Source organism: Microbacterium sp. (assembly GCF_029263575.1).
Lineage (GTDB): Bacteria > Actinomycetota > Actinomycetes > Actinomycetales > Microbacteriaceae > Microbacterium.
In genome coordinates, this window is sequence record NZ_JAJUFV010000031.1 from 1 (window position 1) to 23747 (window position 23747).

The following is a 23747-nucleotide window of genomic DNA, read 5'->3' on the forward strand; positions in this document are numbered from 1 at the left end:
CCTCGGCGTCGTACAGCTCGTCTCCGACCTGCACCTCGCCCATGGTCGTCCACCCGGTCGGCGTCGGCAGAAGCGTGTCAAGCGCCAGCGCCTTCCCCATAGCCGGCCTCGCCGCCACGACGATCATCTGCCCGCCGTGGAGCCCGTTGGTCAGCTCGTCGAGTTCTTTGAAGCCCGTCGGAACACCGGTCATCGATCCGTCACGGCCATTGGCGGCCTCGATCTCTTCGACGGCGGCGTCGACGGCGACCGTCAGGGGCACATAGTCTTCGGCCTCTTGGGCGCCCGTGACCGAGTAGATCTCGGCCTGCGCGTTGTTGACGAGATCGGTGGCGTCGCCCTGGCCGTCATAGCCGAGCTGCACGATACGCGTGCCGGCATCGACGAGGCGACGAAGGATCGCACGCTCAGAGACGATCCCGGCGTAGTAGCCGGCGTTCGCCGCTGTCGGCACGATCGAGGTGAGCGTGTGCAGGTAGTCGGCGCCGCCGGCCCGACCGAGCTCGCCCGTCTTGATCAGCTCGTCGGTGACGGCGACGACGTCGGTGGGCTCGCCGTGCGAGTACAGCGAAAGGATCGCCTCGAAGATGAGCTCGTGCTTGGGAATGTAGAAGTCAGCGCCCTTGAGCGACTCGATCACATCGGCGACGGCGTCCTTCGACAGGAGCATTCCACCGAGCGCGCTCTGTTCAGCGAGAAGATCGTGCGGAGGCGTGCGCTCGGGTTTGCGCTGCCCGCCCAGTCGCTCATCCGAGATGTCGGCAATCGACACGGTGCTCCCTTCAGTGCGCTGGTTGCTGACTCGACACACGAGCTGATCAAGACGCGGATGCCGTGCGACGGCGAAGTGTTTCGCGGTCGCACTGAGCGAACCACACACCACCGACATCTCGTCGCTCCCCCACGGTAAGAGCGGCGTTCAGAACCTGCAACACAGCCTGTGGATAACTTTGTGGAGAGTTTGCGGACAACAGCGGAGTGTCTGTGAACAACAGCTGTGGATAACCATGTGTTGACAACTCGATTTTGACAAGTTTAGTGCTTGTGGCCTGGGGTTTTAGTTGCTCCCAGGCTGTGGACGACAACCTGTTTAAATGCGTGCTTGAAGGTTTTCCCCACTGTGTGGGAGATGTGCACAACTTGGGGAGAAGTCAAGCCTTGATTTTTGTCGGGCGCGTCGCCGCTGCCCTCGCGAAGAACGCGCCGGTCACACGTCAATTCACTCTGGACAACGTCTGACCCCGGGAGTAACGTCAGCCAGACGACGTACCCGTCACCCAGCGTTTTCCCTCGGGGGAGGTGAGCGTGGCCACCACAGCAGCCCGGCGAATTTCGACCGGCATCGCTTGGAGCGCGTTCGCTGTGCTCACCTGGGCCGCTCTCAGCGTCCTCCTCGACGTCTCTGCCTCGCACGCGCAAGACCGCGATGACGGTCCTGCTCGGTGACGTGAAATCCGCCCCGTCGGAGCCATCACCGACCCCGTGCTGACCTCGGGGGAGGAGCCGCCGCCTGGGCCGGACGCGGGGGGGTGACTGGCATCCGATCACACCCCGCGAAACCCCCGCAAACACGAACGGCCCCTGCCCGGAAGGACAGGGGCCGTTCGTGAGAACGTCGAGCTTACTTGGCGGCGACGACCTGAAGAGTGATGACGGCGAGAACGTCGTCGTGCAGACGTACCGTCGCCTCGTGGTCGCCCGTCGACTTGATCGGCGACGCAATGGTGACCTTGCGCTTGTCGATCGAGCCGAGACCGGCAGCCGCGACAGCGTCAGCGACGTGGTCGGTCTTGACCGAGCCGAACAGGCGTCCGCCGCCGCCGGCCTTGACCGTCAGGCGAACCTTCTGGCCCTCGATCGCGTCCTTGAGTGCCACGGCCTCTTCACGGTCGTGAATGGCACGCGCCTTGCGGGCGGCCTGGATCGACTCGACCTGCTTGGCACCGCCACGGGTCCACGCCGTGGCGAGACCCTGCGGGATGAGGTAGTTGCGGGCGTACCCGTTCCTGACCTCGATCACGTCGCCGGCGCTTCCGAGCCCGGCGACCTCGTTCGTGAGAATCAGCTTTGCCATCTCGTTACCCCTTACCGGCCTGCGCCAGCGTAGGGCAGGAGCGCCATCTCGCGTGCGTTCTTGATCGCGGTGGCGATCAGACGCTGCTCCTGCACCGAAACACCGGTGATACGACGGGCGCGGATCTTGCCACGCTCCGAGACGAACTTGCGAAGGGTTGCGACGTCCTTGTAGTCAATGACGCCCACCCGGATCGACTTCGCGGGAGCGGTGGGCTTGCCACCCTTCCGCGGCTTGCGGCGGTCGCCGCTCGACTTTCCAGCCATGGTTATTCCTTAGTGATGAGAGCGGATGCCGAGGCATCCGGAGTTTTAGAACGGAGTGTCGTCGCCGAAGCTGCCCGGAGTGCTCCAGGCATCAGCGCTCGTCGACGAACCGGGCGTTGACCACGGTTCCTGCGACACCTGCTGTTGCTGCTGCTGCGCGGGACGCTGCCCGCCGCCGCCGGAAGCCGCACGCGTGACCTGTGCCGTCGCATAGCGCAACGACGGGCCGATCTCGTCGACCTCGAGCTCGATGGCCGTGCGGTTGTTGCCCTCACGGTCTTGGTACGAGCGCTGGCGCAGGCGGCCCTGAGCCACGACACGCATGCCCTTGGTCAGCGAACCAGCCACGTGTTCAGCGAACTCGCGCCACACGGATGCACGGAGGAACAGCGCTTCGCCGTCCTTCCACTCATTCGCCTGACGGTCGAACGTGCGCGGCGTGGATGCGATGGTGAAGTTCGCCACCGGCAGCCCGTTCTGCGTGTAACGCAGTTCGGGGTCGGCCGTGAGGTTTCCCACCACGGTGATGACGGTTTCGCCAGCCATGAGCCTTAGGCCTTTGCTGCCTTGGCGGCCTTGCGGGCAGCCTTCTCTTCGGAGCGCTTGGCCTCAGAAGCGATCATCGCCTGAGCCTCTTCAGCGCGCAGAACCTTGGTGCGCATGATCTGCTCATTGAGCTTCAGCTGACGGTCGAGCTCCTTGGTGGCATCGCTCGTCGCGGTGAAGTTGACGACGGCGTAGATGCCCTCGGTCTTCTTCTGGATCTCGTATGCAAGACGGCGCTTGCCCCAGACGTCGACGTTCTCAATCGAGCCACCATCGTTGGTGATGACCTTGAGGAACTTGTCGAGCGTGGGCGCAACCTGGCGCTCGTCGACCTCAGGGTTCAGAATGACCATGAGTTCGTACTGGTGCGTCACTTACCCACCTCCTTCGGACTTGAACGGTTTCCGAGACCTTCTCGGGAACAGGAGGGTGTGTGCACGTGCCCGCCCTTCACGCCGCCGAATGCGGCCCGCTGGACAGACAACCTGAATAGTCTAGCGGAATCACGGGCGTGTCGCGAACGTCTGCCTAGTCGATCGAGCTCCGCGGGACGATCCAACGGTGCGAGAAAAGCGGTTCGACGGCGGCGACACTCTCGAAGTCGGCGTCGTAGTGCACGACGCTCACTCGCTGATTCCCTGTCGAGTTCCGGATCGCGGTGGCGGCGATCTGCAGGTCGCTCACGCCGACGGATCGTCCCCGTCCGACGGCGAACAGCCGACGCTGCAAGTCGACAGCGAGGCGCGCGACTTCCGCATCCGGCTGGAGGAAGACCTTCGCCGTGGCGCTCGCATCGATCAGAGTGCGATGCTCGTCGGCGCTCCGGGCGGAATATCCCTCCTCCAGGAGCTGCGGCAGGCAGCTCGCCAGGTCGCCTGTGCTCAATAGCTCAATGAGAGCATCAGCCACAGCATCTGATCGGTGGACCCTCTGCAGCACGGAGTTGTCGACCAAGAAGAGCTGATTCATCGTTGCGCGTCGGCGATCACATCTGCGTCGTCGAGCTCGATGGCCACCCCTGTGCGCAAGAGGTCAACGTAGCCGAGCGCCGCTCCACGCCTGACCGTCTGCGCGAGCGCCTCGTTGATGGCCGCTTTCTTCGTCCTCGCGCCGGTAAGCCGCATCGCCTGTTCGAGCAGGTGGTCGTCGACATCGATAAGTGTCTTCGTCATAGCGCCTCCATATATCCGTAACCCCACTCTAGGATATACGACTGCGCCGCCGAAGGCGCTGGTTCGAGACTCAGCGACGGACGGAGTCCTTGTGCGGGGTCGGCTCCAGCGTGTAGTCGGTCGTTGCATCGGCCCAGGTGTCTTCGCCGGCGCGGCCGCGGGCACGCCGCATCCCGAGGATGCCGTTCACCAGCGGCGCCCCGATCCCCAGTGCGACGGATCCGGCGACCGAGCGATCCTCGCTTCCGAGCACGCTCTTGCGGTGCCATGCCGCCTTGAGCGCTCCCCCGCGCCCGGTCGGCACGATCTTCGCCGGCAGCGCTCCCCCGCGCCGCAGCTGGACGAGTTCTTGCGTGCGCGTCCACCAGTCCGACTCACCGGCTGGGTGAAAGTAGTTGTCGTACATCCAGTCGGCGTTCGGATGCCGGAACCTCCGCCGGATGACGTCATCAGCCCCGCCGAACAGCCCGCTGCCGGAGAACACCGTGTTCAGCAGCGGCTTCTCAACGCCGAACGTGTCGAGCGCGATCACGGGTACACCCCGGGCGATCGCTTCGACAGCCGCGGTCGAGCTGACCGTCACCAGCCCTTCGGCGCGCGAGAGCGCCAGCGCCATCGGCTCGTACGAGAGCACGAGATTCGCCGGTCGATTCGCGAGAAGTTCGGCGTAGGCATCGCGCTCGAGGTGCGTCTCGGCCTCACCGGGACGCGAGCGCAGCTTCACGACGACCCGGCGGTTCGGCCGTGCGGCCGCCGCGCGGCGCAGAATGTCCACCAGCTGCTCGCGCTCGTGACGTTCCGCGGGCACAAGCGCCTGTGCGGCGAACACCAGATCGGTGCCACGACGTTCGCGCTCGGCGACGAGGACTCCTCCCCCCGAGTCATCCTGTCGATCCGCAAGCCCGGAGCCGACGGCATCCGCTCGCCCACGCCTCGACGCGCCGGCCGACGTCGCCCCACCCGCCAGCACCGTGCGCGCATACGGAAGCGTCGCCAGCGCCAGCGGAACCGGCATCACGATGCGGTCGCCGAGCGCTTCGAATGCGCGAATCTCGCGGTGTGAATGCAGCACCATCAGGTCGGACTCGCGCCGGTACTCCAGCGCACCGCGCAGCGCGGGGATCGACATCCCGGGCAGGCCGCTGACGATCACCGGGCGGTGCGCGAGCCGGTCGATCACCCGAGCGATGAGGCGCACGAAGTGCCCCCGACCGGCGAGCACGACCACGTCGGGCAGGTGCCCCTGCAGCCACCCGGCCATCTCGTCAAATCCGACGCGTGTGACGGAGCTCTCTCCGAAGCGGGTTCCGGCGAGCGCCATCCGCTCTTGATCGCGGCTCACCGTCAGCGGTGTGCGCACCAGCAGCATGTGCCGCTGGATGTCGTTCGGAATCGCGTCGAGCAGCGACGCCGACCACTTCACGAAGGAGTCGGCGTCGGCGATCGCGACGACGCGGAGCTCAGCGGTCATGCCGGGACGCGCCGCAGTTTCGCCATCGGGGCCTGCTCGCCCGGGAAGACACGCTTGACGCCGTCGCCCAGGGCGGTCTCGATCACCCGGATGTCGCGAACGAGGTGCTGCAGACCCGCCGGCTCGAGGGATGCCGCGTGGTCTGAGCCCCACATCGTGCGATCGAGCGTGATGTGTCGCTCGACGGCCACCGCGCCCAGCGCGACGGCCGCGAGCGAGATCTGCAGACCGCGCTCGTGGCCGGAGTATCCGACCGGCACACCCGCGTAGCGGTCACGCAGCGTCGAGATGACGCGCAGGTTGGCCTCTTCGGGCTCCATCGGATAGGTCGAGGTGGCGTGCAGCAGCACGACCCGGTCGGTGCCGAGCGTGTCGAGCGCACGGTCGATCTGCTCGGTTGTCGACATGCCCGTCGACAGGATCACGGGCTTGCCCGTTTCGCGCAGCGCGGTGAGCAGTTCGAGATCGGTCAGGCTGGCGGAGGCGACCTTGTGGGCCACGACGTTCAGATCTTCCAGGAACGCGACGCTGGGAACATCCCAAGGCGAGGCGAACCAGTCGAGCCCCTGCAGGGTGGCGTAGTCGCCGATCTCGATGTACTCATCACGACCAAACTCGACGCGACGCCGGTAGTCGAGATAGGTCATGGTGCCCCAGGGCGTCTCGCGCGGCACATCACGCATGTGCTCGGGGGTCGAGATCTCGGGCGTGCGCTTCTGGAACTTCACTGCGTTCGCACCTGCCTCAGCCGCGACGTCGATGAGCTTCTTGGCGATCTCGACGTCGCCGTTGTGGTTCAGGCCGATCTCGGCGATGACATACGCCGGATGTCCGCCGCCGATCACGTGCGATCCGATGCTGACAGTCATAGTTGCCCTCCAGTCGTAAGCGGCTCATTCCTGAGTACGCCTCGATGGTGAACACCCTGCGAATCGTCGGTTACCGCGATCGGTCGGCTGACAGAACCCGTTCGATCAGCTCGCGTACCGCTCCCTGCCCGCCATTCCTGCTCAGCACGACGCGCGCCGCTGCGCGCACCGCCGGATGCGCGTTGGCCACCGCGACCGGCCACCCCACGATGCCCATGGCGCCGAGATCGTTGACGTCGTTGCCGAGGTACGCGATCGCGCCGAGAGCGATGCCGTTGTCTGCCGCCCAGGCGGCGAGCGCCGCCGCTTTGTCGTCGATGCCGTGCAGCACGGGCACCTGCAGCTTCTCGGCCCGCGCCCGCACCACCGGGTTCACCTCGGTCGAGATGATCAGCATCGGGATGCCGGCACGCCGCAGCCGTGAGACGCCCATGCCGTCTTCGCGACTGACGCGCACCTGCTCGCCGCCGTAGCGGTCGATGATCGCGGTGTCGTCGGTGTGCACTCCGTCGAAGTCGGTGACGACGGCTGCGACGTCGATCGCCTCCGGCCGGTCGACGACTCCGGCGAGAGCGGATGCCACGGCCAGCTGCTGTTCGTCATCGATCTCGATCGCGGTGGCCTCGGGAACCTCAACGATGCCGATGCGTCCAAAGAAGCGGTGCTCGGCCTGACGGAAGCCCTCGGCCCGGAACGCGTAGAAGGCGCCGGTTTCGAGATAGTGCGGCTCGCGGTCCTGCCGGCGCGGGCGATGCGCCGCGTCGTGGTTGATCGCGCCAGCTTCGCCGGATTCACCACGACGCCAGAGGAAGCCGTACGTCTCGTGCGCCGAGAACACGCTGTCGTATCGGTTCTCGCGGATGTGTGCGACGGCCTCGTCGATGCCCGCGCTCGGGATGAACGGCGACGTCGCCTGCAGGAACACCACGGTGCCGACCGTCTCCCCGGTCGCCGCGAGCTCATCGAGCACATGCAGAATCGCGCTCTCCGACGACGCCGTATCACCCGCGAGCTCCGCGGGACGCCGAATGACACGTGCGCCGGCCGCTTCGCTGACGACGGCGATCTCATCGTCGTCTGTCGAGACGACGATGAGATCGATGGCGGATGCCGCGGCCGCAGCCCGCACGGCACGCTCGACGAGCGGGACGCCGCCGATTAGACGGACGTTCTTGCGCGGAACGCCTTTGGAACCGCCGCGGGCGGGGATGACGGCGATGGTGAGGGGGGCGGTCATGATCCGCGGACAGCCTTCCAGGCTCGGACGGCACGGCGCTGAGCGCCGCCGATCGTCAGTCGAAGCTCTTCCATGCGTCCGACGCCACCGCCGGTGCGCAGCATCCGATCAACGAACCGCGGTGGGGGTGCGCCCGGAAGACGCAGTCTCGCCAGGCGCGCAGGGCTGAAGTACCGGGTGCGTTCTGGAGCGGGAAGCGTGGCCAACAGCTCTTCGGCGCGCGGACGCAGGTGCTCGGCGTTCACGGGCTGCATCGCATAGCCGACCGCATCGATGAGCAGCTGCAGCCGCTCGGGGTCGCGATAGGGCGAGTTCTCGCGGGTCAGGGCGTCGACGATCGTCAGCGGAATGCGGTTGCTGTTCTCGAACGGGGTCAGCTGCCGGAGCATCCGTGCCGTTCCCACCGCCGCGATCGGTCGCCCGTACAGCGTGTGCACGGTCGGCAGGGCCGTCGAGAAGCCGGCGACGACGCCGACCACGTCGAGTCGTTCGGCGACCAGCTCGGCTGACTGCGTTCCGCGATACTGCGCGAACTGCGCGCCGTGCTGCTCCGCGCGCTGGCGCACAGCGTCGGTCACCGACGGTGGCGCGGACGGATGCGGTTTGAACACGATGCGCCGCGGGTTCCATTCGGCTGCGCGGTCGACCATCTGCTGCTGCATCCGAATCTCTTCGTCGGTGCTGATGAGTCCGAGCGCGGCGAGGTACTGTCCGAGTACGAGAGCCGTGCGTGTGCCGTCGGCGAGATCGTCGAGCTGCAGGTCCGCCGTCGCCGTCTCGGCGAGCACACGGCGCACCGCGGCGGGATCGACCGGCACGCGGGCAGCCCCGGCCTCGGTGAACACGAGCGGTTCCACGCCCGGCACGACATCGGCGTAGACGACCCGGCCGATGCGCTCGACGACCGCGCGACCGAGATCATTCCGAATCGGCGAGTACGTCATGAGCCCGTCGCCGATGATCGTGATCTTGGCGTGCGGGAACAGCGACAGCAGTGTGCCGGCGGGCGCAACCTGCGGGCTCTGCACGAACAGCTCGAGGTCATCGTCGAGATTCCACGCCCGGGCGAACAGCCGGGCGAGCATCGGCAGGTCGGCTTCTCCCGGCGCCCAGTCACTCGGATGCAGCGGCGCCACAACAGCGTCCAACCCCTCACAGCGATCGAAGCGCGCACGCAACGACGCGAGCGTCGGCAGCTCGTCGATGCCGATCGTCGTCTCCGGAACCTGCGCTGTGTTGAACGGAACGAGAAGGCGCTCGGCGTTCGAGGCGATCAAGCCGCTGTCGATCGCGGCAACGGCCACGGCCACGGCATAGGCGCTGTGCAGCGCGAAAATCTGCGTCATCGCACACCCACCTTTCTCAGCGTCTGCGCCAGCACGCGGCGACGCGGCCCGTCGAAGCGCTCGATCGCGGCGGCGACCTCCGAACGCGGCAGGCGCTCGAGCAGGTCGCCGATGCCGGCGCGCATCTCGCGACGCAGCTGAGGTGCCATGCGACGCGAGCGCACGAACTGGTGCGAACTCAGCGCCAGAACCGTCCATGCCACCTTCGGCATGAAGCGGTGCGCCTCGGCATCCTTCTCGACCAGAGCGACGACCTGCGCGAGAGCTCGAACGAAGTCGAGCTGTCGGCGATCACGCACCTGTGTGAGCGAGGTGGCCACCCCGCGACGGTACAGAATCGCGGGAGCATCGACGACAGCGAAGGACTCGGCCTGCAGGTGCAGGCGCCATATCCACGGCCTGTCCTCAGCCGTGAAGAGCCCATCGCTGAATCCGGCGAGCCCGCGGTCGAGAACGCGGCTGTGGAAGATCCCCGCCCACGCGAACGGGTAGTCGACCATGGACGAGTGGTCTGCCGGAAGGATCGCGTCGCGGGGCGATGCACTGATGCCGCGCCAGGCATATGGCGCCCGGTGCAAGGTTCTCGCCGATCCGGTCACGCGCACATGGTCGGTGCGAAGGAAGTCACACTCGAGATTGCGCAGCCGCTCGGTGAGCACCTGCAGGCGGCGCGGCTGCATCCAATCATCGCCGTCGAGGAAGCAGAACGCGTCACCCTCGACGTGGCGCAGTCCCTGGTTGCGGGCACTGGCGAGGCCGACCGGCTGCGGGTTCGTGATGACCTCGGCGTGCGCGAAGCGCTCGGCGTAGTGCCGCATCTGTGCGCCCGTGTCGTCACCGGATCCGTCGTCGATCGCCACGAGCTTGACCGCATCAGGGGCATCGAACTGGCGCAGCAGCGTCTCCAGCGCCGTCGAGATGAACGGCGACGCATCCTTCGCAGGAAGGATGACGGTGACAAGTGGTGTACGCACAGGGCTCCCAGAGCGATCAGGATGTCAGGCATGCTGACATCTGGGGCTTTCCGAATGTCGACGCACCGGTGAACACCCGGTGACGCACGCCCCGGCGGGTAGCGTGGTCGGCATGCGATGGACCACAGATATCTCCGCCGGCGACTGGCTGCGCGACCGTGTCGACGGAGACTGGTCGATCCACCATTTCGTGCCCCGCGGATACGAGGCATATGCACGCATCTTCCACCCGGTCGAGGTGCGCTCGATTCCCGGGCGCGCGATGCCCACCCATGATGAGATGGCACGGATGCCGGATCACGAACGGCACGACCTCGTCGAACGCATGAGCGCTGAAGAGGCGACGTGGGCCGAGGCCGCCGCGGCTTTCGGCACGACCATGCACGCGCTCGCACAATGGGACAACCTGTTGCAGGTCGAACACGACCAGGGTGAGCGCATCGCCGCAGACGGCCGCGAGTTCTCCGGTGGCGCCTTCGGAGCGCTCTCGCCCCGGCAGCTGGCGCGCGTGGCCGGGCACCTCGCAGCGCACACGACGACGGCATCCGACGCATACGCCGGACTCTGGTCGGGCTGGGGCGGTCTCGTCGGCTTCATGGGTCAGGCGCCGTCACGCGCTTTCCTCCAGTTCGGCGAACCGGATTCGCCTGAGCTCGCGCGCCACAACGAGATGCTCGGCCGCTCGTTCACCGACCGCTTCAACAACGTCTTCCGGCGCTCGACGTGGCAGGAAGGCATCCTGTCGCGCGAGATCTCCGAGGGGCCGCGGCTGCAGCTACCCGACCGCGAGTACATTCTTTTCCGCGCCGATGTGCGCACCTTCGAGGATCCGAGCTGGATTCTCGACGCGCCGTGGCGCGACCGCCCGGCGGAAGAGCACGGGTTCGAACCGAGCGCCCAGGCGCCAGGGCTCATGTGGCCGGCCGACCAGGCCTGGGTGCTTGCCAGCGAGATCGACTACGACTCGACGATCATTGCCGGCTCGGCCGGGCTCATCGAGGCGATCTGTGCGGATGCCGCGCTCGAGGCCCTGCCGATCCCCGAGGGCGCCGACCTGAGCTGGGACGGCGACACCGTCAACCGCTGAAGCCGTACAGCCGCCGCACACTTCGACAGGCTCAGCAACCGGCCTTGCGGAGGCATCGCACCGTAACGACTACCGTGGATGCGTGAGCACGATCTCATTTGATGCCAGAGCGCTGACCGACCCCGTCGACCCGAAGGCCGTTTCCGCGTTCGTCCGCGACATGCGCGCACGCGGCCAGGGCGGCATGAGCGCAGGAACGATCTTCGCGATCGTGATCGGTGCCGTCGTCCTGGCGGGAATGCTCCCGGTCGTCGGCTTCGGAATCGTGGCCGCTCTCAACGGCGGACCCTCGCTCGTCGCCCTGCCGTTCGTCATATTCTTCGTCGTCGCCATCGGCGGCGGCATCGCGTTCTTCGTCAACCACCGCCGCACGCGCGTCGAACGGTACCGGCTGAGCCAGTTCGCGAAAGCGAACGGCATGACTTACGAAGACGAGGTGGCGAACCCGCCGCTGCCGGGCATGATCTTCAGCATCGGTGGCTCCCGCAAGGCCAAGCAGCTTGTGCGCGGGCACTCCCCCCGCTTCGTCGAGTTCGGCAACTACCAGTACACGGTCAAATCGGGCAAGAACTCGACCACGTACCGTTGGGGCTACATCGCCGTGAAGCTCGATGTGCCCCTGCCCAATATCGTGCTCGATGCGCTCGGCAACAACGGCTTCGGCACCAACCTGCCGGCATCCTTCGACAAGGATCAGCAGCTCGCGCTGGAAGGCGACTTCAACAGGTACTTCACCCTCTACTGTCCCGAGGGGTACGAGGCCGATGCGCTGTACCTGTTCACTCCCGACATCATGGCGCGCTTTATCGACAACGCGGCCGAGCTCGACGTCGAGATCGTCGATGATTGGATGTTCCTGTACACCAAGCGTGAAGCGTCCACGCTGGATGCTGACACCTGGGCCTGGCTGTTCGGCACCGTCGGCGCGCTCATCACCAAGTTCGATCAGTGGGCGCGCTGGCGCGATGACCGACTGATCCAGGAGCAGGGCCGCGCACACGCGGCATCCGCCATGGCGCAGCCCGCGCGGCCGCACGCAGGACAGCCGCAGGCAGCGACGGGGGGCGCGGGGCTTCCCTTCGCGCCACCGGCAGGGATGCTTCGTCCACCGCCCGGTGTGGCACGACAGGGACGACGGCTGAAGCGCAGCACCCGCTGGGTGCCGATCGTCATCGCGATCGTGATCGGCGCTGCCATGTTCTGGCTGCAGACACTCGACTGACGTCGGAGCCGAGTTGGGGATGGACGCGATCTGGGGACGCCGCGCCCATCCCATCCCCCCTCGGGATCAGAAGAAGACGTACTCCCTCCGCAAAGACGGCTGAGCCGCCTGACGCCGGATGACAGCTGGGGACAGCACCCGACGTATGACGAAAACGGTATCCCAAACGGCGTTGCAAACAGTTGCGATGATCCTCACACCAACCCGAAGTACTCCAATTCCGCATCGTTGAGCATGCGCGAGCGGATGAGAAAGCGCATCCCTGTCGGGCCTTCGACGCTGAACCCGGCACCACGGCCAGGCACGACGTCGATCGTGAGGTGCGTGTACTTCCAGTACGCGAACTGGCTCTCTGACATGTACACCTCGATCGGAGCATCCAGATGCACGTCGATCGTGCCCAGCAAGACGTCACTCGGGCCGGTGACGAACATGCCGATCGGGTAGCACATGGGGCTGGACCCGTCGCAGCATCCGCCCGACTGATGAAACATCAGCGGGCCGTGCTGCTGCGTGAGTTCGCGCAGCAGCACGGCGGCGGCATCCGTCACGTCTACCCGCTGGTAGGTGCCGATACTGACCATGAGCTCAGAAGAAGCCCATCGGGCCCTCGGCGTACGACACCAAGAGGTTCTTCGTCTGCTGGTAGTGATCGAGCATCTTCAGGTGATTCTCACGTCCGATGCCCGACTGCTTGTAACCGCCGAAGGCCGCGTGCGCCGGGTACTGGTGATAGGTGTTCGTCCAGACGCGCCCCGCCTCGATGGCGCGTCCCGCACGGTACGCGGTGTCACCGCTGCGGCTCCACACCCCGGCACCCAAGCCGTAGAGCGTGTCATTGGCGATCGATATCGCGTCGTCGTAGTCGTCGAAGCTCGTCACCGCGAGCACGGGGCCGAAGATCTCCTCCTGGAAGATGCGCATGTCGTTGGTTCCCTCGAAGACGGTCGGCTCGACGTAGAACCCCTCGCTGAGGTCTCCGCCGAGGTCGACGCGCTCACCGCCGGTGAGCAGCCGTGCACCGCCCTGCTTGCCGATGTCGATGTAGCTGAGGATCTTCTCCAGCTGATCGTTCGAGGCCTGCGCTCCGATCATGGTGTTCTTATCGAGCGGGTTGCCCTGCACGATCTTGCCGACACGATCGAGCCCGTCGGCGAGGAAGCCGTCATAGATCGAACGCTGGATCAGTGACCGGGACGGGCAGGTGCACACCTCACCCTGGTTCAACGCGAACATCGTGAACCCCTCGAGCGCCTTGTCGTAGTACGCGTCGTCGGTGGTGCGGGCGACGTCCTCGAAGAACAGGTTGGGCGATTTGCCACCGAGTTCCAGCGTGACGGGGATGAGGTTCTGCGACGCGTACTGCATGATGAGCCGGCCCGTCGTGGTCTCACCCGTGAAGGCGATCTTGCGGATGCGTTTGTGCTGCGCGAGCGGAGCCCCCGCCTCGATGCCGAAGCCGTTGACGATATTCACGACGCCCGCTGGGAGCAGGTCGCCGATGATCTCGAACAGGAACAGCAGCGATGCCGGCGTCTGCTCGGCCGGCTTCAGAACGACGCAGTTGCCGGCGGCGAGCGCCGGGGCGAGCTTCCACGTGGCCATCAGAATCGGGAAGTTCCACGGGATGATCTGACCGACCACGCCCAGGGGCTCGTTGAAGTGATAGGCGACGGTGTTCTCGTCGATCTGGCTGAGTGATCCTTCCTGTCCGCGCAGGACTCCGGCGAAGTAGCGGAAGTGGTCGATGGCGAGCGGGATGTCGGCGGCGAGAGTCTCACGCACGGGTTTGCCGTTCTCCCAGGTCTCCGCGACCGCGACGGCCTCGAGGTTGTGCTCCATGCGGTCGGCGATCTTGTTCAGGATGACGCTGCGCTCGGCGGGCGTGGTGCGCTTCCATCCTTCGAACGCCTTCCACGCGGTGTCGACTGCACGGTCGATGTCTTCGACGGTGCCGCGGGCGACCTCGGTGAAGGGCTTGCCGTTGACGGGGCTGGGGTTCTCGAAGTACTGACCCTTGGCGGGTTCGACGAACTCGCCGCCGATGTAGTGGCCGTAGCGGGGGCGATATTCCGCGACCGCACCGGGCGTCCCAGGGGCGGCGTAGGCGGTGGACACGGTTTCTTCGACGATGGTCATCTCTGTCTCCTTCGCGATCGGCAGCGACGGTGCTGCAGGCGTGAGACGACGGTACGTCTGCGGACGTTGCGTGGCGGTGCGTCACGTTGCATCCGGTTGCGAGCGGATGCTGCGCTACTGCTGGAGGCGTTCGATACGGGCGACCAGGCCCGCCCGTCGCGGAGACCGTGCCGGGAGCATCTCGAGGCACAGCCGCAGCACCTCTTCGTCTTCAGCGCCCTCGGGAATCTCCGCGTACGCGAGCAGAACGTCGACGCTCGCCTCGGTGAGCATGACCTCGCGCAGTGCCGCGCGCACGGTGTCACGGAACTCCTCGACCCCGGGCGCGGTGGATTCGGGCAGCACCGGCCCTCGGTAAGTCGTCAGCGCTACCCGGTGCGCGCCCCGGTCGAGCAGCGAGAGCATCGTCTGCGCATCGGTCTCCAGCGGAGCCGACAGCCGGTACGGGCGTGATTCGAGCTGCAGCTCGGGCGCTGAGCGCTGCAGCACCTTGCGCAGACGCACCATCTCGGGTCGGAGCGTGTCGGGGGAGGTGCCCTCTCCGTACACGAGTGCGGCCAGATGGTCAGCCGAGACGCCCTGCCGGTGCGTGGCCAGCATCAGCATGATCTCGGCGTGGCGGGCGCTGATCTCGACGACGGACTCAGAATCGTCGCCGCCCACCTCCAGCAGCGCGCGGTCACGCCCCAGCACGCGCAGTGTCGCCGTGGTCAGAGGCGAGCGACGTCGGGGGCGTCGCGGCGGAGTCACGGTCTTCGCGCTGCGCGCGCGCAGTCGCGACACGAGCAGCTCGGATTCGACGGCTCTCGCCGTGGCATCCACCAGCAAGCGTGCCTGCGGGGTGGCCGCCTCGGTGCCGCCCGTCACGTCGATGACGCCCAGAATCTTGCGGCTCTCCGGATCGAAGACCGGCGCCGCCGTGCACGACCACGGATGCACCAGCCGGTTGTAGTGCTCGGCCTCATGGATCTGCACCGATTCGCCGAGCGTCAGGGCCGTTCCAGGCGCGGAGGTGCCGACAGAGTCTTCCGACCAGTTCGCTCCGGCGACGAAACCCATCTCCCCCGAGCGCACCCGCTGCTGCAGATCACCCTCGACCCAGAGCAGACGCCCCACATGGTCGCCGACGGCGATGATCACACCCGAGTCGGTCGGATCCCCCGGCAGCAGCAGGGCACGGATCATCGACATCACATCGGCGAGCGGATGCTCGAGCCGATACCGTTCGAGCTCATCCTCGGCGAGCGCGAGCTGCGGAAGGGTCTCAGCGCCGATGCGCTGCGTCCACGCGCGCTCCCACGACTGCCGCACGAGTGGACGCACCTGCTCGAGGCGGCGGTCTTCGAGGTTTCCGGCGACGAGCTCTTCATGTGCACGCTCGATGAGGAGTCGGGAGGCCTCAGGCGAGACATCCCGTGATGCAGACCACGGGGATGACACGGGTTTCTCCGATCCTCGCTGACGGAGTGTGAACTCAGTGTATGCGGTTATCGTCGACGTCGGTATGGCACCCGGCATCCGCTGAGCAGGTTTCGTCTCGCCTTCGGCTCGCTCAACCCGTTTCGGCTTCGGCGCTGCGCGCCTGCGCTCAACGCCCCGCTGATTCCGCAGACCCGGGCCGTTGAGCGAGCGGAGCGAGTCTCATTCCCGCGCAGCCCACCATTCGCGTAGGCGCTGCTCGGCGGCATCCGGCCCGATGACCCCCTCGTCGAGTCGCAGCTCGAGCAGGAACTTATAGGCCTGGCCGACCTCGCGACCGGGTGCGATACCCAAGATCTGCTGAATCTGATTGCCGTCGAGCTCGGGACGGATGGCGTCGAGCTCTTCCTGCTCGCGAAGAGCCGCGATGCGCTTTTCGATGTCGTCGTAAGCACCGGCCAGGCGTGCGGCCTTGCGTCGATTGCGGGTCGTGACGTCGGCGCGGGTGAGGATGTGCAGGCGTTCGAGCTCATCGCCCGCATCGCGCACGTAACGGCGGACCGCGGCATCCGTCCACGCCCCCTCGGCGTAGCCGAAGAAACGCAGATGCAACTCGATGAGCTTGGCCACGGCATCCGTCGTGTCGCCATCGAAGCGCAGGGCGTTCAGGCGCTTGCGCGCCATGCGCGATCCGACCACATCGTGATGGTGGAACGTCACCGCTCCCCCGTCTTCAAGTTTGCGGGTGCGGGGTTTTCCGATGTCGTGCAGCAGCGCCGCGATGCGCAGCGGAACGTCGGGTTCCGCCTCGGGATTGCGTGACTGTTCCAGCTGAATGGCCTGCTGCAGCACCGTGAGGGAGTGCTCGTAGACGTCTTTGTGGTGATGGTGCTCGTCGACTTCGAGGCGCAGCGCGCTGATCTCGGGGAGGAACTCGTCGATCAGGCCGGTGTCGACGAGAACCCGGATGCCGCGCACGGGGTCGTCGGTCTGCATGAGCCTGACGAGCTCGCCCTGAATGCGCTCGGGGCTGACGATCTTCAGCGTCTCGCGCAGCCGCGTGATCGCGTCGCGCGTCTCGGGTTCGATGTCGAAGTCCAGTTGCGCGCTGAATCGTGCGGCACGCAGCATCCGGAGCGGATCGTCGCCAAAGCTCACGTTCGGATCTGCGGGGGTGCGCAGGATGCCGGTGACGAGGTCCTCCACACCGCCGGTCGGGTCGATGAGCTTGATCTCGGGAACCTGCAGCGCCATGGCGTTCACCCGAAAATCCCGGCGGGCGAGGTCGCCGTCGATCGTGTCCCCGAACTCGACCGTGGGCTTGCGCGTCACGCCGTCGTAGCTGTCGGCGCGGTACGTGGTGATCTCGACCTGCTCGCCTCGGACCCGCGCGCCGATCGTGCCGAACGCGCGGCCGATGTCCCACTGCGCCGTCGAGATCGGCGTGACGATCTTCAGGATGTCGTCGGGCGAGGCGTTCGTGGTGAAGTCGAGGTCGTTCACGTCGCGCCCGAGCAGCGCATCGCGCACCGGTCCGCCGACGACGGCGAGTTCAAAACCCGCATCCTGAAACGCTGCGGCGAGCGCGGCGACGACCGGTCCGTCTGCGAGATCGCGCAGGCGTGCGAGACCCTCGGCCATATTGAGCATGGGTTCCAGCGTACCGGGGCGCGTCGGGTGGCCGCGGCGATGTGGTCAGCTCTCGGCGACCGCCAGCAACCGGCGCAACACCAGACCGGGGGCGGATGCCGCGACCCCCGCCCGCTCGGATGGATCGCCCTCGGCCAGCACCCACTCGTCGATCGCGCGCAGGACGGCGAACGTCACGTCGGCCTGCAGGTCGAGTGGCAGGTCATCGCGTACGTGCCCGTTGTCGCGCCCGACCTGCAGCACAGAGCGAACCCAGCCGTGCACCGCGTCAAGGAATTCTGTCCGCGCCGCCCCGTCGCCGGTGGCACCCGGCAGGTAGAAGATGCGTCCGAGGTGCTGCAGTTCCGCCGTCGCCGACAGGGCCCCGAACTCGCTCAGCAGCGCGTCGACGCGCTGCCAGAACGATGCCGCGAATTCCTCTGGCGCGGGTAGCGTCCACTGCGCGGCGACATCGGCGATCAGCATCCGCACGACGGCATCGAACAGCTCGTCTTTCGAGCCGACGAAATGGTAGAAAGAGCTCTTGCTCATTCCGGCGTCGCGGATGATGCGGTTCAGCGACGCGCCCTCGTACCCGGCGCGCGCGAACTCCGCGACGGTCGCCGCGGTCAGGGCGTCACGCCGTTCGGTGCTGAGCCGCGAGGTATCGGTCATGTCACCAGTTTAGTGGACCACCTAGTCCAATCGGCGTAGACTGTGGACCACCCAGTCCAGAGAAGGGATGCTGATGCTCATCGACACCGCACTGCAGACGCAGCTCGACGCCCAGCGCGACGATCGCCTGCGCGTGCTCATCGTGGGCGCGGGCGTCGCCGGTCTCACTCTCGCCGCGCTCCTGCGCCGCGGCGGCCTGCACCCGGCGGTGATCGAGCGGATGCCGTCGATGGCACACCCCGGCTACATGCTCGCCCTCATGCCGATCGTCGACGTCGTCTTCGATGACTTGGGCATCCACGAGCAGTACGTTGCGCACAGTTCGCCGCTCTCGCGCTACGCATTCCGCTCGCACACCGGAAAGACGCTGCGCTCCGACGACCTCGGCGACCTCATGTCGATGCACGGCGACTACCAGGGCATCGAGCGCGGCGAACTCATCGACCTGCTCACCGCAGACGGCATGCCGGTGAGTTTCGGCACGACCGTCTCGAGCGTCGCCTTCGATGACACCACCTCGCACGTATCGTTCACGGGCACGGATGCCGCGGCATCCGTCGATCTGGTCGTCGCAGCCGACGGCATCCATTCGCGCACCCGCGATCTGCTGCCCGTCGGCGACGTCGCCGAACTCGACACCGGCTGGGGCGGATGGGTCAGCTGGTGCGACCCGATCGGCGACCCCGCACTCGGCGAAGAGATGTGGGGCGACGGATCGTTCCTCGGGGTGTATCCCGTCAAAGATCGCCTCGGCGTCTTTCTCGGCGGCCCCGTCGACGACACCCGCTCAGGACAGGCCGCATTCGCCGACCGCGTGCGCAGCGCCGCGCCACACCTCGACGATCGGATGCACGCGGCGCTGAATTCGGTCACCGCTGACGACGACCCCTACTTCTGGCCCCTGACGGACGTGCGTGCCGAACGCTGGGTCGCCCGCACCGGCACCGGAGCGAGCGCGGTGCTACTCGGCGATGCCGCGGCCGGGTTCCTGCCCACGGCCGGCATCGGCGCGGCCATGGCGATGGAATCGGCGTGGATGCTGGGACGCATGCTCACGCCGCTCACCGAGCGAGATGACCGCCTCTCCTCGCTGCCAACGGTGCTCGCCGCATGGGAGCGCATCGAGAAACCACGCGTCGAATCAGCGCAGCAGAACTCTCGGATGCTGGCGAAGCTGATGTTCCGTCGCGGGTCCGTGACGGCGTGGCTGCGCGAGGCCATCACCCGCATGCTCACCGTACGGGCGGCGCTCGGCCCGATCATCGGCCTCGTCGCCGACCAGCCCGACCCCGATGCCGTGTTCCGGCGCGCGTTCACCGAATCCGCGACGACGCCACAGCGATAAGCCCGAGCGCCGCTAGCGTGGAGTGATGCACGGACGCAGAGGTACTTGGCTGGCCGGTGGAATCGGACTCATCGCTTGCGGCGTTGTCGGCGTGATCCGTTCCGCACTGCTCGGCGCGCCCGAGGCGAACACCGTGCTGACCCTCCTCGCCGACGTGCTCTGGGCGGTGTCGATTCTCCTCGTGGCGGTCGGCCGGGATCGCCACGACAGCGTCGTCGCCCGCAGACCCGTCGGGCTGGTGGCATCGGCGGCGGTCGCGCTGTGGCCGCTGACCCACACGGTTGTCGGAGTGTTCAGTGAACCGATCAGTCCCGCCCAGGTCGATGCCTGGATGTTCTGGACGTACCTCTCGATCGTGCTGCCCGTGATCGTCGGGGCGATCGCGGCTACGCAGATCGCCCGAGCCGGGGTCGTGCCCGCGCCCTGGAACTGGGCACCGACATGGGCGCTCGGAGCGCAAGTTGTCATCTGGGTGCTTCCCCAACTGATCGGCGCCACAGCGCCCAACGCGCTGGCCGGAGCCGCCGGCATCGTCGCCGCGCTCAGCATGCTCGGCTTCGTCATCGTGACATTCGGACTCGGCATCCTCGCTGTCGTGCTCGCCAACCGACCGCGCGCGGCCACCGTCCCCGTCTTCACCTCGCCATCTCGCACCTGAGCGCGACACGCCCACAAACGTCCGGCCAACGCGCGTTCACCAAATCTTCTGCGAAGCGCCAGCATCCGGTCATCTGGCATCGATGGTCTGAGGGAGTCCCGCGTCTGCGGGAACACTCTCACCCCCGAAGGACAGATATGACCTCCCCCTCCCGTGCCCTGCGCTGGCGACGCCACGGGCTCGCCTCCGCAGCGGTGCTCGCCGTGCTGGGCGGCACTTTCGCCGCGCCGGCCGCCGTGGCCGCAGAACCCGAGGTTCCCGATGCGCCGCTGATCACCAGTGACACCACCTGGAACTACCTCGACGACGGCACGGACCCCTCGCCGGCGCCCGCCGAGGTGCGCGACTGGACCAAGGCCGACTACGACGATTCCGCGTGGAAGAGCGCATCCGGCAGCTTCGGCGCGAAGCGCGGCGAACTCGCCGCGGTCGGCCCTCTCACGCCGAAAACGCTGCTGAACCAGTACATCAACGGCGAGAGCGCCCCGAACGTTCCGACATTCTTCTTCCGCACCGAGTTCACCCTCGACGAAGGCGTCGCCGAGCAGGTCGCATCGCTGCGCAGCACCGTCACGTATGACGACGCTGTCGTGGTGTGGGTCAACGGCGAGAGAGTCGCCGGCTACGTCGACGGCCGCGTCACCGGAACCACCAACCTCGAATACGCCGGCGACAGCAACGGTGACCCGGTCACCAGCACCTTCGCCGCCGACGCCGACGTGTTGCGCGACGGCGAGAACACGGTCGCTGTCGCGCTCTACCAAGACCGCGAGACCAGCTCTGACATCTACTTCGACATGTCCGACTTCTCGCTGGTCGCGGCATCCGAGCCCGGAAAGCCCGTCGTGGCTCCCCCGACGCGCGTCGTGCTCACCCCGACCGAGACCCCGTCGACGTCGCAGTCGTTCTCGTGGCTGGCCGGCGATATGTCGCACACGTCCGGTCAGGTGCAGATCAAGGCGGGCGCTGAGGGCGAGGTTCGCACGGTCGACGCCTACTCCGCTGGCGTCACCGGCGGCAACGCCAACCATCACTTCTCGGCCACGGTCGACGGTCTGACCACCGCCACCGAGTACACCTACCGCGTCGGACTCGAGGGCAGCTGGAGCGAGTGGTTCACCTTCCGCACCGAAGACCCGAACGCGACCGACTTCCAGTTCGTCTACTACGGTGACGCGCAGATCGGCCTCGACTCCACCTGGCCGAGCGTTGTCGAGCAGGCCGAGGCCAACGCTCCCCGCTCGATCGGGTCGGTGCACGCCGGCGACCTCGTCAACACCGGCGGCAACGACAACGAGTGGCAGAGCTGGTTCGCCGGCATGGAGGACTCCGCCGTCAGCACCAACGTGATGGCCGCACCCGGTAACCACGAGTACTCGGGCGACAAGATGCTCACCACGTGGAAGGCGAACTTCGAGTACCCCCACAACAACCCCGAGGTCGGCTCGATCGGTGAGCTGGCGAACCTCGCACAGGGCGATTCGGATGTCGCGAAGCAGTACCAGGCGTACTTCGCGCACTGGACCGAGTTCGCAACCGAGACCGTGTACTACACCGACTACCAGGACGTGCGCTTCATCACACTCAACGCGACGCGCGACCGCACGTTCCTCACGCCCGACAACCTGCCGGCGTGCTCGGGCGACGAGTGCCCCTCGAACCAGGTCTCTGAGCTGTGGACGAAGTTCCAGGGCGCGTGGCTCGACGAGGTGCTGAAGCAGAGCCCGTCGAAGTGGAACGTCGTCACCTTCCACCAGCCGGTGTTCTCGACCTCCGCCGGTCGTGACGAGCCGATCCTGCGCGCCGAGTGGGTGCCGGTGTTCCAAAACAACGACATCGATCTCGTGCTGATGGGCCACGACCACACGTACGCTCGCGGCTACGTGAACACCGACACCACTGACACCGAGGGCATCACCACCGGTCCGGTCTACGTCGTCTCGAACGCGGGCGCCAAGCACTACGACCTCGAGACCGACGAGCGCAACGTCTGGACCAACAACGGCGCCACCCAGGTGCTGCGCGGCGCCGGCGTGACGACCTATCAGGTGATCGACGTGAGCGACAACCAGCTCGTCTACCGTTCGTACCTCGCCGAGAAGACCGCCAAGGCGACGACCGACCTGCCCGTCGGCGCTGTCTATGACGAGTTCACGGTCACGAAGAGCGATGCGGGTGAGAAGTGGGTCACCGAGGCCGGCATCACCCCGCCCGAGATCGTCGAGCCCGAGGTCACCCTCGACGCTGACGCCGTCGCCGCGGGCGGCGAGATCTCGCTGTCTGGTACCGGATTCGCGGCGGATGCTGAGCTGAACATCGAGCTGCGCTCGACGCCGGTTGAGATCGGCACGGTCACGACGGATGCCGACGGCTCCTTCGCGATCACCGTCACCGTGCCCGCAGACACCCCTGCTGGTGCGCACACGCTCGCTGTCATCCTTCCGGACGGCACCGAGGTGACGCAGGCTCTCACCGTCACAGCGGCTGCTGACGGGGGCGCGGGCGGCGGCGAAGGTGGTGCTGGAGATGCCGGCGGTGCTGGTGACGCCGGTTCATCCGACGGCGGTGCCGCTGACGCTGGTGGCCTGGCGGCCACGGGTGCCGACAGCACGGCGCTCATCGCCGGTGCGGTCGTGCTGCTCGCGCTGGGCCTCGGCCTCTTCGCGATGCGTCGTCGCGTGCGTCACTGACACACTGATCAGAGAGGAGATCCCCTCGGAGGCTGCGGCTTTCGAGGGGATCTTCTTCGTTATACAGCGGATGCCACGAGCGCAGGGCGCGCGGTCGACATCGGGGCGACCTCGTACCCGGTGACGCCGATGGTGTTTCCGAGCGTCGCGGCGGTGGTGTTCAGACGCGCCTGGGTGGTCTCGACGATCGCCACCATCCACCCCGTCGACGCGACGCGCTGGTACGTGCTCTGGATGACCTCGATCTGACGTCGATGAAAGACCGACACGAGCCTCATCATCGTGTCGGCATCAATGCCGTCCAGCGTGACGGTAATGGTGAAACGCTCGATCTGCTCTGCCTGCACGCTGCCTCCCGTCGTTGCTACTCCTGCCACTTATACTCGGAAATGACATTGGCAGAGTCAATATCAAGAGCAACAACTTGCCAATTTGCCGATGTATCTACCGAACAACCATGCGGAGGTGGTCATTATGGCAACGATCGACCGGCTCGATGCCGAGATCATCAGCGCGCTCACCGACAACGCCCGCGTCGGCATCGCCGAGCTCGCCGCCGCCCTCGGCGTGAGCCGCACGACCATTCAGCTGCGGCTGAAGCGGCTCGAAGACGACGGCATCCTTCTCGGGTTCCAGCCCATCATCGATCTCAGCAAGATCGGCGCCCCTGTCGAAGCGCTCATCACGCTCGAGATCGACCAGCGGCAGATGCGCGAGATCATCCGGGGCCTGCACGCTCTGCCCGAGGTGCTCGAAGTGCGCATCCAGGCCGGTCGCGAAGACCTGCTCGCCCATATCGGCATCGGCTCGCTCGAAGAGCTTCAGGCGCTCACCGCCGCGATCGTCGACATCGACGGGGTGCGCAAGACGACCTCGACCTTCACGGTGTCGACGCCGGTGCGCTTTCGGCTCGCGCCGCTGCTGCGCA

At 66.7% G+C, this 23747-nt stretch carries 25 protein-coding genes; 7 read left to right on the top strand and 18 right to left on the bottom strand.

Going from position 1 to position 23747, the window contains the following annotated elements; all coding sequences use genetic code 11:
- Nucleotides 1–772, bottom strand: a 772-nt coding sequence (locus Q1J95_RS05155; RefSeq protein WP_300266237.1) for a DnaB-like helicase N-terminal domain-containing protein, incomplete at its 3' end; no start/stop codon positions are given.
- Between the two features lie 533 nt (nucleotides 773–1305).
- Between Q1J95_RS05155 and Q1J95_RS05160 the strand changes: the two genes are divergently transcribed.
- The gene (locus Q1J95_RS05160; RefSeq protein WP_300266239.1) at nucleotides 1306–1446 is read left to right on the top strand and encodes a hypothetical protein; all 141 of its coding nucleotides are present in this window, start codon (nucleotides 1306–1308) and stop codon (nucleotides 1444–1446) included.
- A 175-nt stretch (nucleotides 1447–1621) separates the two neighbouring features.
- Here Q1J95_RS05160 and rplI read toward each other — a convergent pair whose 3' ends face one another.
- The 11 genes from rplI to Q1J95_RS05215 form a co-directional block, all read right to left on the bottom strand.
- On the bottom strand, nucleotides 1622–2074 hold the full coding sequence (rplI, locus tag Q1J95_RS05165; RefSeq protein WP_300266240.1) for a 50S ribosomal protein L9: 453 nt from the start codon (nucleotides 2072–2074) through the stop codon (nucleotides 1622–1624).
- An 11-nt stretch (nucleotides 2075–2085) separates the two neighbouring features.
- Entirely contained in the window at nucleotides 2086–2340 is a 255-nt protein-coding gene (gene rpsR / locus Q1J95_RS05170) for a 30S ribosomal protein S18 (protein WP_017829850.1), read from the bottom strand.
- A 45-nt stretch (nucleotides 2341–2385) separates the two neighbouring features.
- Nucleotides 2386–2886 (bottom strand): single-stranded DNA-binding protein, encoded by a 501-nt coding sequence (locus tag Q1J95_RS05175; RefSeq protein WP_300266241.1) that lies wholly within the window; start codon nucleotides 2884–2886, stop codon nucleotides 2386–2388.
- A 5-nt stretch (nucleotides 2887–2891) separates the two neighbouring features.
- Complete coding sequence (gene rpsF / locus Q1J95_RS05180; protein WP_300266242.1) at nucleotides 2892–3260, bottom strand: 30S ribosomal protein S6; 369 nt, start codon at nucleotides 3258–3260, stop codon at nucleotides 2892–2894.
- A gap of 154 nt (nucleotides 3261–3414) precedes the next feature.
- On the bottom strand, nucleotides 3415–3855 hold the full coding sequence (locus tag Q1J95_RS05185; RefSeq protein ID WP_300266243.1) for a PIN domain-containing protein: 441 nt from the start codon (nucleotides 3853–3855) through the stop codon (nucleotides 3415–3417).
- The gene (locus Q1J95_RS05190) at nucleotides 3852–4058 is read right to left on the bottom strand and encodes a type II toxin-antitoxin system VapB family antitoxin (RefSeq protein ID WP_300266244.1); all 207 of its coding nucleotides are present in this window, start codon (nucleotides 4056–4058) and stop codon (nucleotides 3852–3854) included. Before Q1J95_RS05190 ends, Q1J95_RS05185 begins: the two co-directional genes overlap by 4 nt.
- Nucleotides 4059–4128: 70 nt before the next feature.
- On the bottom strand, nucleotides 4129–5529 hold the full coding sequence (locus Q1J95_RS05195) for a DUF6716 putative glycosyltransferase (RefSeq protein WP_300266246.1): 1401 nt from the start codon (nucleotides 5527–5529) through the stop codon (nucleotides 4129–4131).
- Nucleotides 5526–6398 carry an N-acetylneuraminate synthase family protein gene (locus Q1J95_RS05200; protein WP_300266247.1) on the bottom strand — a complete coding sequence of 291 codons (873 nt, stop codon included), beginning with the start codon at nucleotides 6396–6398 and terminating at the stop codon, nucleotides 5526–5528. Before Q1J95_RS05200 ends, Q1J95_RS05195 begins: the two co-directional genes overlap by 4 nt.
- A gap of 70 nt (nucleotides 6399–6468) precedes the next feature.
- Entirely contained in the window at nucleotides 6469–7635 is a 1167-nt protein-coding gene (locus Q1J95_RS05205) for an acylneuraminate cytidylyltransferase (protein ID WP_300266249.1), read from the bottom strand.
- On the bottom strand, nucleotides 7632–8981 hold the full coding sequence (locus Q1J95_RS05210) for a polysialyltransferase family glycosyltransferase (protein ID WP_300266250.1): 1350 nt from the start codon (nucleotides 8979–8981) through the stop codon (nucleotides 7632–7634). Before Q1J95_RS05210 ends, Q1J95_RS05205 begins: the two co-directional genes overlap by 4 nt.
- Nucleotides 8978–9955 carry a glycosyltransferase family 2 protein gene (locus tag Q1J95_RS05215; RefSeq protein WP_300266252.1) on the bottom strand — a complete coding sequence of 326 codons (978 nt, stop codon included), beginning with the start codon at nucleotides 9953–9955 and terminating at the stop codon, nucleotides 8978–8980. Before Q1J95_RS05215 ends, Q1J95_RS05210 begins: the two co-directional genes overlap by 4 nt.
- A gap of 112 nt (nucleotides 9956–10067) precedes the next feature.
- Here Q1J95_RS05215 and Q1J95_RS05220 point away from each other — a divergent pair, with 112 nt between their 5' ends.
- Together Q1J95_RS05220 and Q1J95_RS05225 are read left to right on the top strand one after the other, a co-directional pair.
- Nucleotides 10068–11042 (top strand): hypothetical protein, encoded by a 975-nt coding sequence (locus tag Q1J95_RS05220; RefSeq protein ID WP_300266254.1) that lies wholly within the window; start codon nucleotides 10068–10070, stop codon nucleotides 11040–11042.
- 82 nt (nucleotides 11043–11124) lie between these two features.
- Nucleotides 11125–12264, top strand: a complete 1140-nt coding sequence (locus Q1J95_RS05225; RefSeq protein WP_300266255.1) for a hypothetical protein — start codon at nucleotides 11125–11127, stop codon at nucleotides 12262–12264.
- 194 nt (nucleotides 12265–12458) lie between these two features.
- On the opposite strand, the gene Q1J95_RS05230 is transcribed toward Q1J95_RS05225, so the two are convergent.
- From Q1J95_RS05230 to Q1J95_RS05250, 5 genes are all read right to left on the bottom strand, one after another.
- The gene (locus tag Q1J95_RS05230) at nucleotides 12459–12848 is read right to left on the bottom strand and encodes a DUF779 domain-containing protein (protein WP_300266256.1); all 390 of its coding nucleotides are present in this window, start codon (nucleotides 12846–12848) and stop codon (nucleotides 12459–12461) included.
- Between the two features lie 4 nt (nucleotides 12849–12852).
- A complete protein-coding gene (locus Q1J95_RS05235) occupies nucleotides 12853–14403 on the bottom strand; it encodes an aldehyde dehydrogenase family protein (RefSeq protein ID WP_300266257.1) in 1551 nt (516 codons plus the stop codon).
- A gap of 114 nt (nucleotides 14404–14517) precedes the next feature.
- Nucleotides 14518–15843 (bottom strand): GAF domain-containing protein, encoded by a 1326-nt coding sequence (locus Q1J95_RS05240; protein ID WP_300266258.1) that lies wholly within the window; start codon nucleotides 15841–15843, stop codon nucleotides 14518–14520.
- Nucleotides 15844–16044: 201 nt separating this feature from the next.
- A complete protein-coding gene (locus Q1J95_RS05245) occupies nucleotides 16045–17472 on the bottom strand; it encodes a CCA tRNA nucleotidyltransferase (RefSeq protein WP_300266259.1) in 1428 nt (475 codons plus the stop codon).
- A 45-nt stretch (nucleotides 17473–17517) separates the two neighbouring features.
- On the bottom strand, nucleotides 17518–18126 hold the full coding sequence (locus Q1J95_RS05250) for a TetR/AcrR family transcriptional regulator (RefSeq protein WP_300266260.1): 609 nt from the start codon (nucleotides 18124–18126) through the stop codon (nucleotides 17518–17520).
- Nucleotides 18127–18199: 73 nt separating this feature from the next.
- On the opposite strand from Q1J95_RS05250, the gene Q1J95_RS05255 reads away from it, so the two are divergent.
- The 3 genes from Q1J95_RS05255 to Q1J95_RS05265 all read left to right on the top strand — a co-directional run bounded on the left by Q1J95_RS05255 (nucleotide 18200) and on the right by Q1J95_RS05265 (nucleotide 22819).
- Nucleotides 18200–19471, top strand: coding sequence for an NAD(P)/FAD-dependent oxidoreductase (locus tag Q1J95_RS05255; RefSeq protein WP_300266261.1), 1272 nt, complete (start codon nucleotides 18200–18202; stop codon nucleotides 19469–19471).
- A gap of 25 nt (nucleotides 19472–19496) precedes the next feature.
- On the top strand, nucleotides 19497–20129 hold the full coding sequence (locus tag Q1J95_RS05260) for a hypothetical protein (RefSeq protein ID WP_300266262.1): 633 nt from the start codon (nucleotides 19497–19499) through the stop codon (nucleotides 20127–20129).
- A 137-nt stretch (nucleotides 20130–20266) separates the two neighbouring features.
- Nucleotides 20267–22819 (top strand): metallophosphoesterase family protein, encoded by a 2553-nt coding sequence (locus tag Q1J95_RS05265; RefSeq protein ID WP_300266263.1) that lies wholly within the window; start codon nucleotides 20267–20269, stop codon nucleotides 22817–22819.
- A 59-nt stretch (nucleotides 22820–22878) separates the two neighbouring features.
- On the opposite strand, the gene Q1J95_RS05270 is transcribed toward Q1J95_RS05265, so the two are convergent.
- A complete protein-coding gene (locus Q1J95_RS05270; protein WP_300266264.1) occupies nucleotides 22879–23196 on the bottom strand; it encodes a hypothetical protein in 318 nt (105 codons plus the stop codon).
- Nucleotides 23197–23293: 97 nt separating this feature from the next.
- On the opposite strand from Q1J95_RS05270, the gene Q1J95_RS05275 reads away from it, so the two are divergent.
- Nucleotides 23294–23747 (top strand): Lrp/AsnC family transcriptional regulator (locus tag Q1J95_RS05275; protein WP_300266265.1); only part of this gene is annotated, 454 nt, incomplete at its 3' end.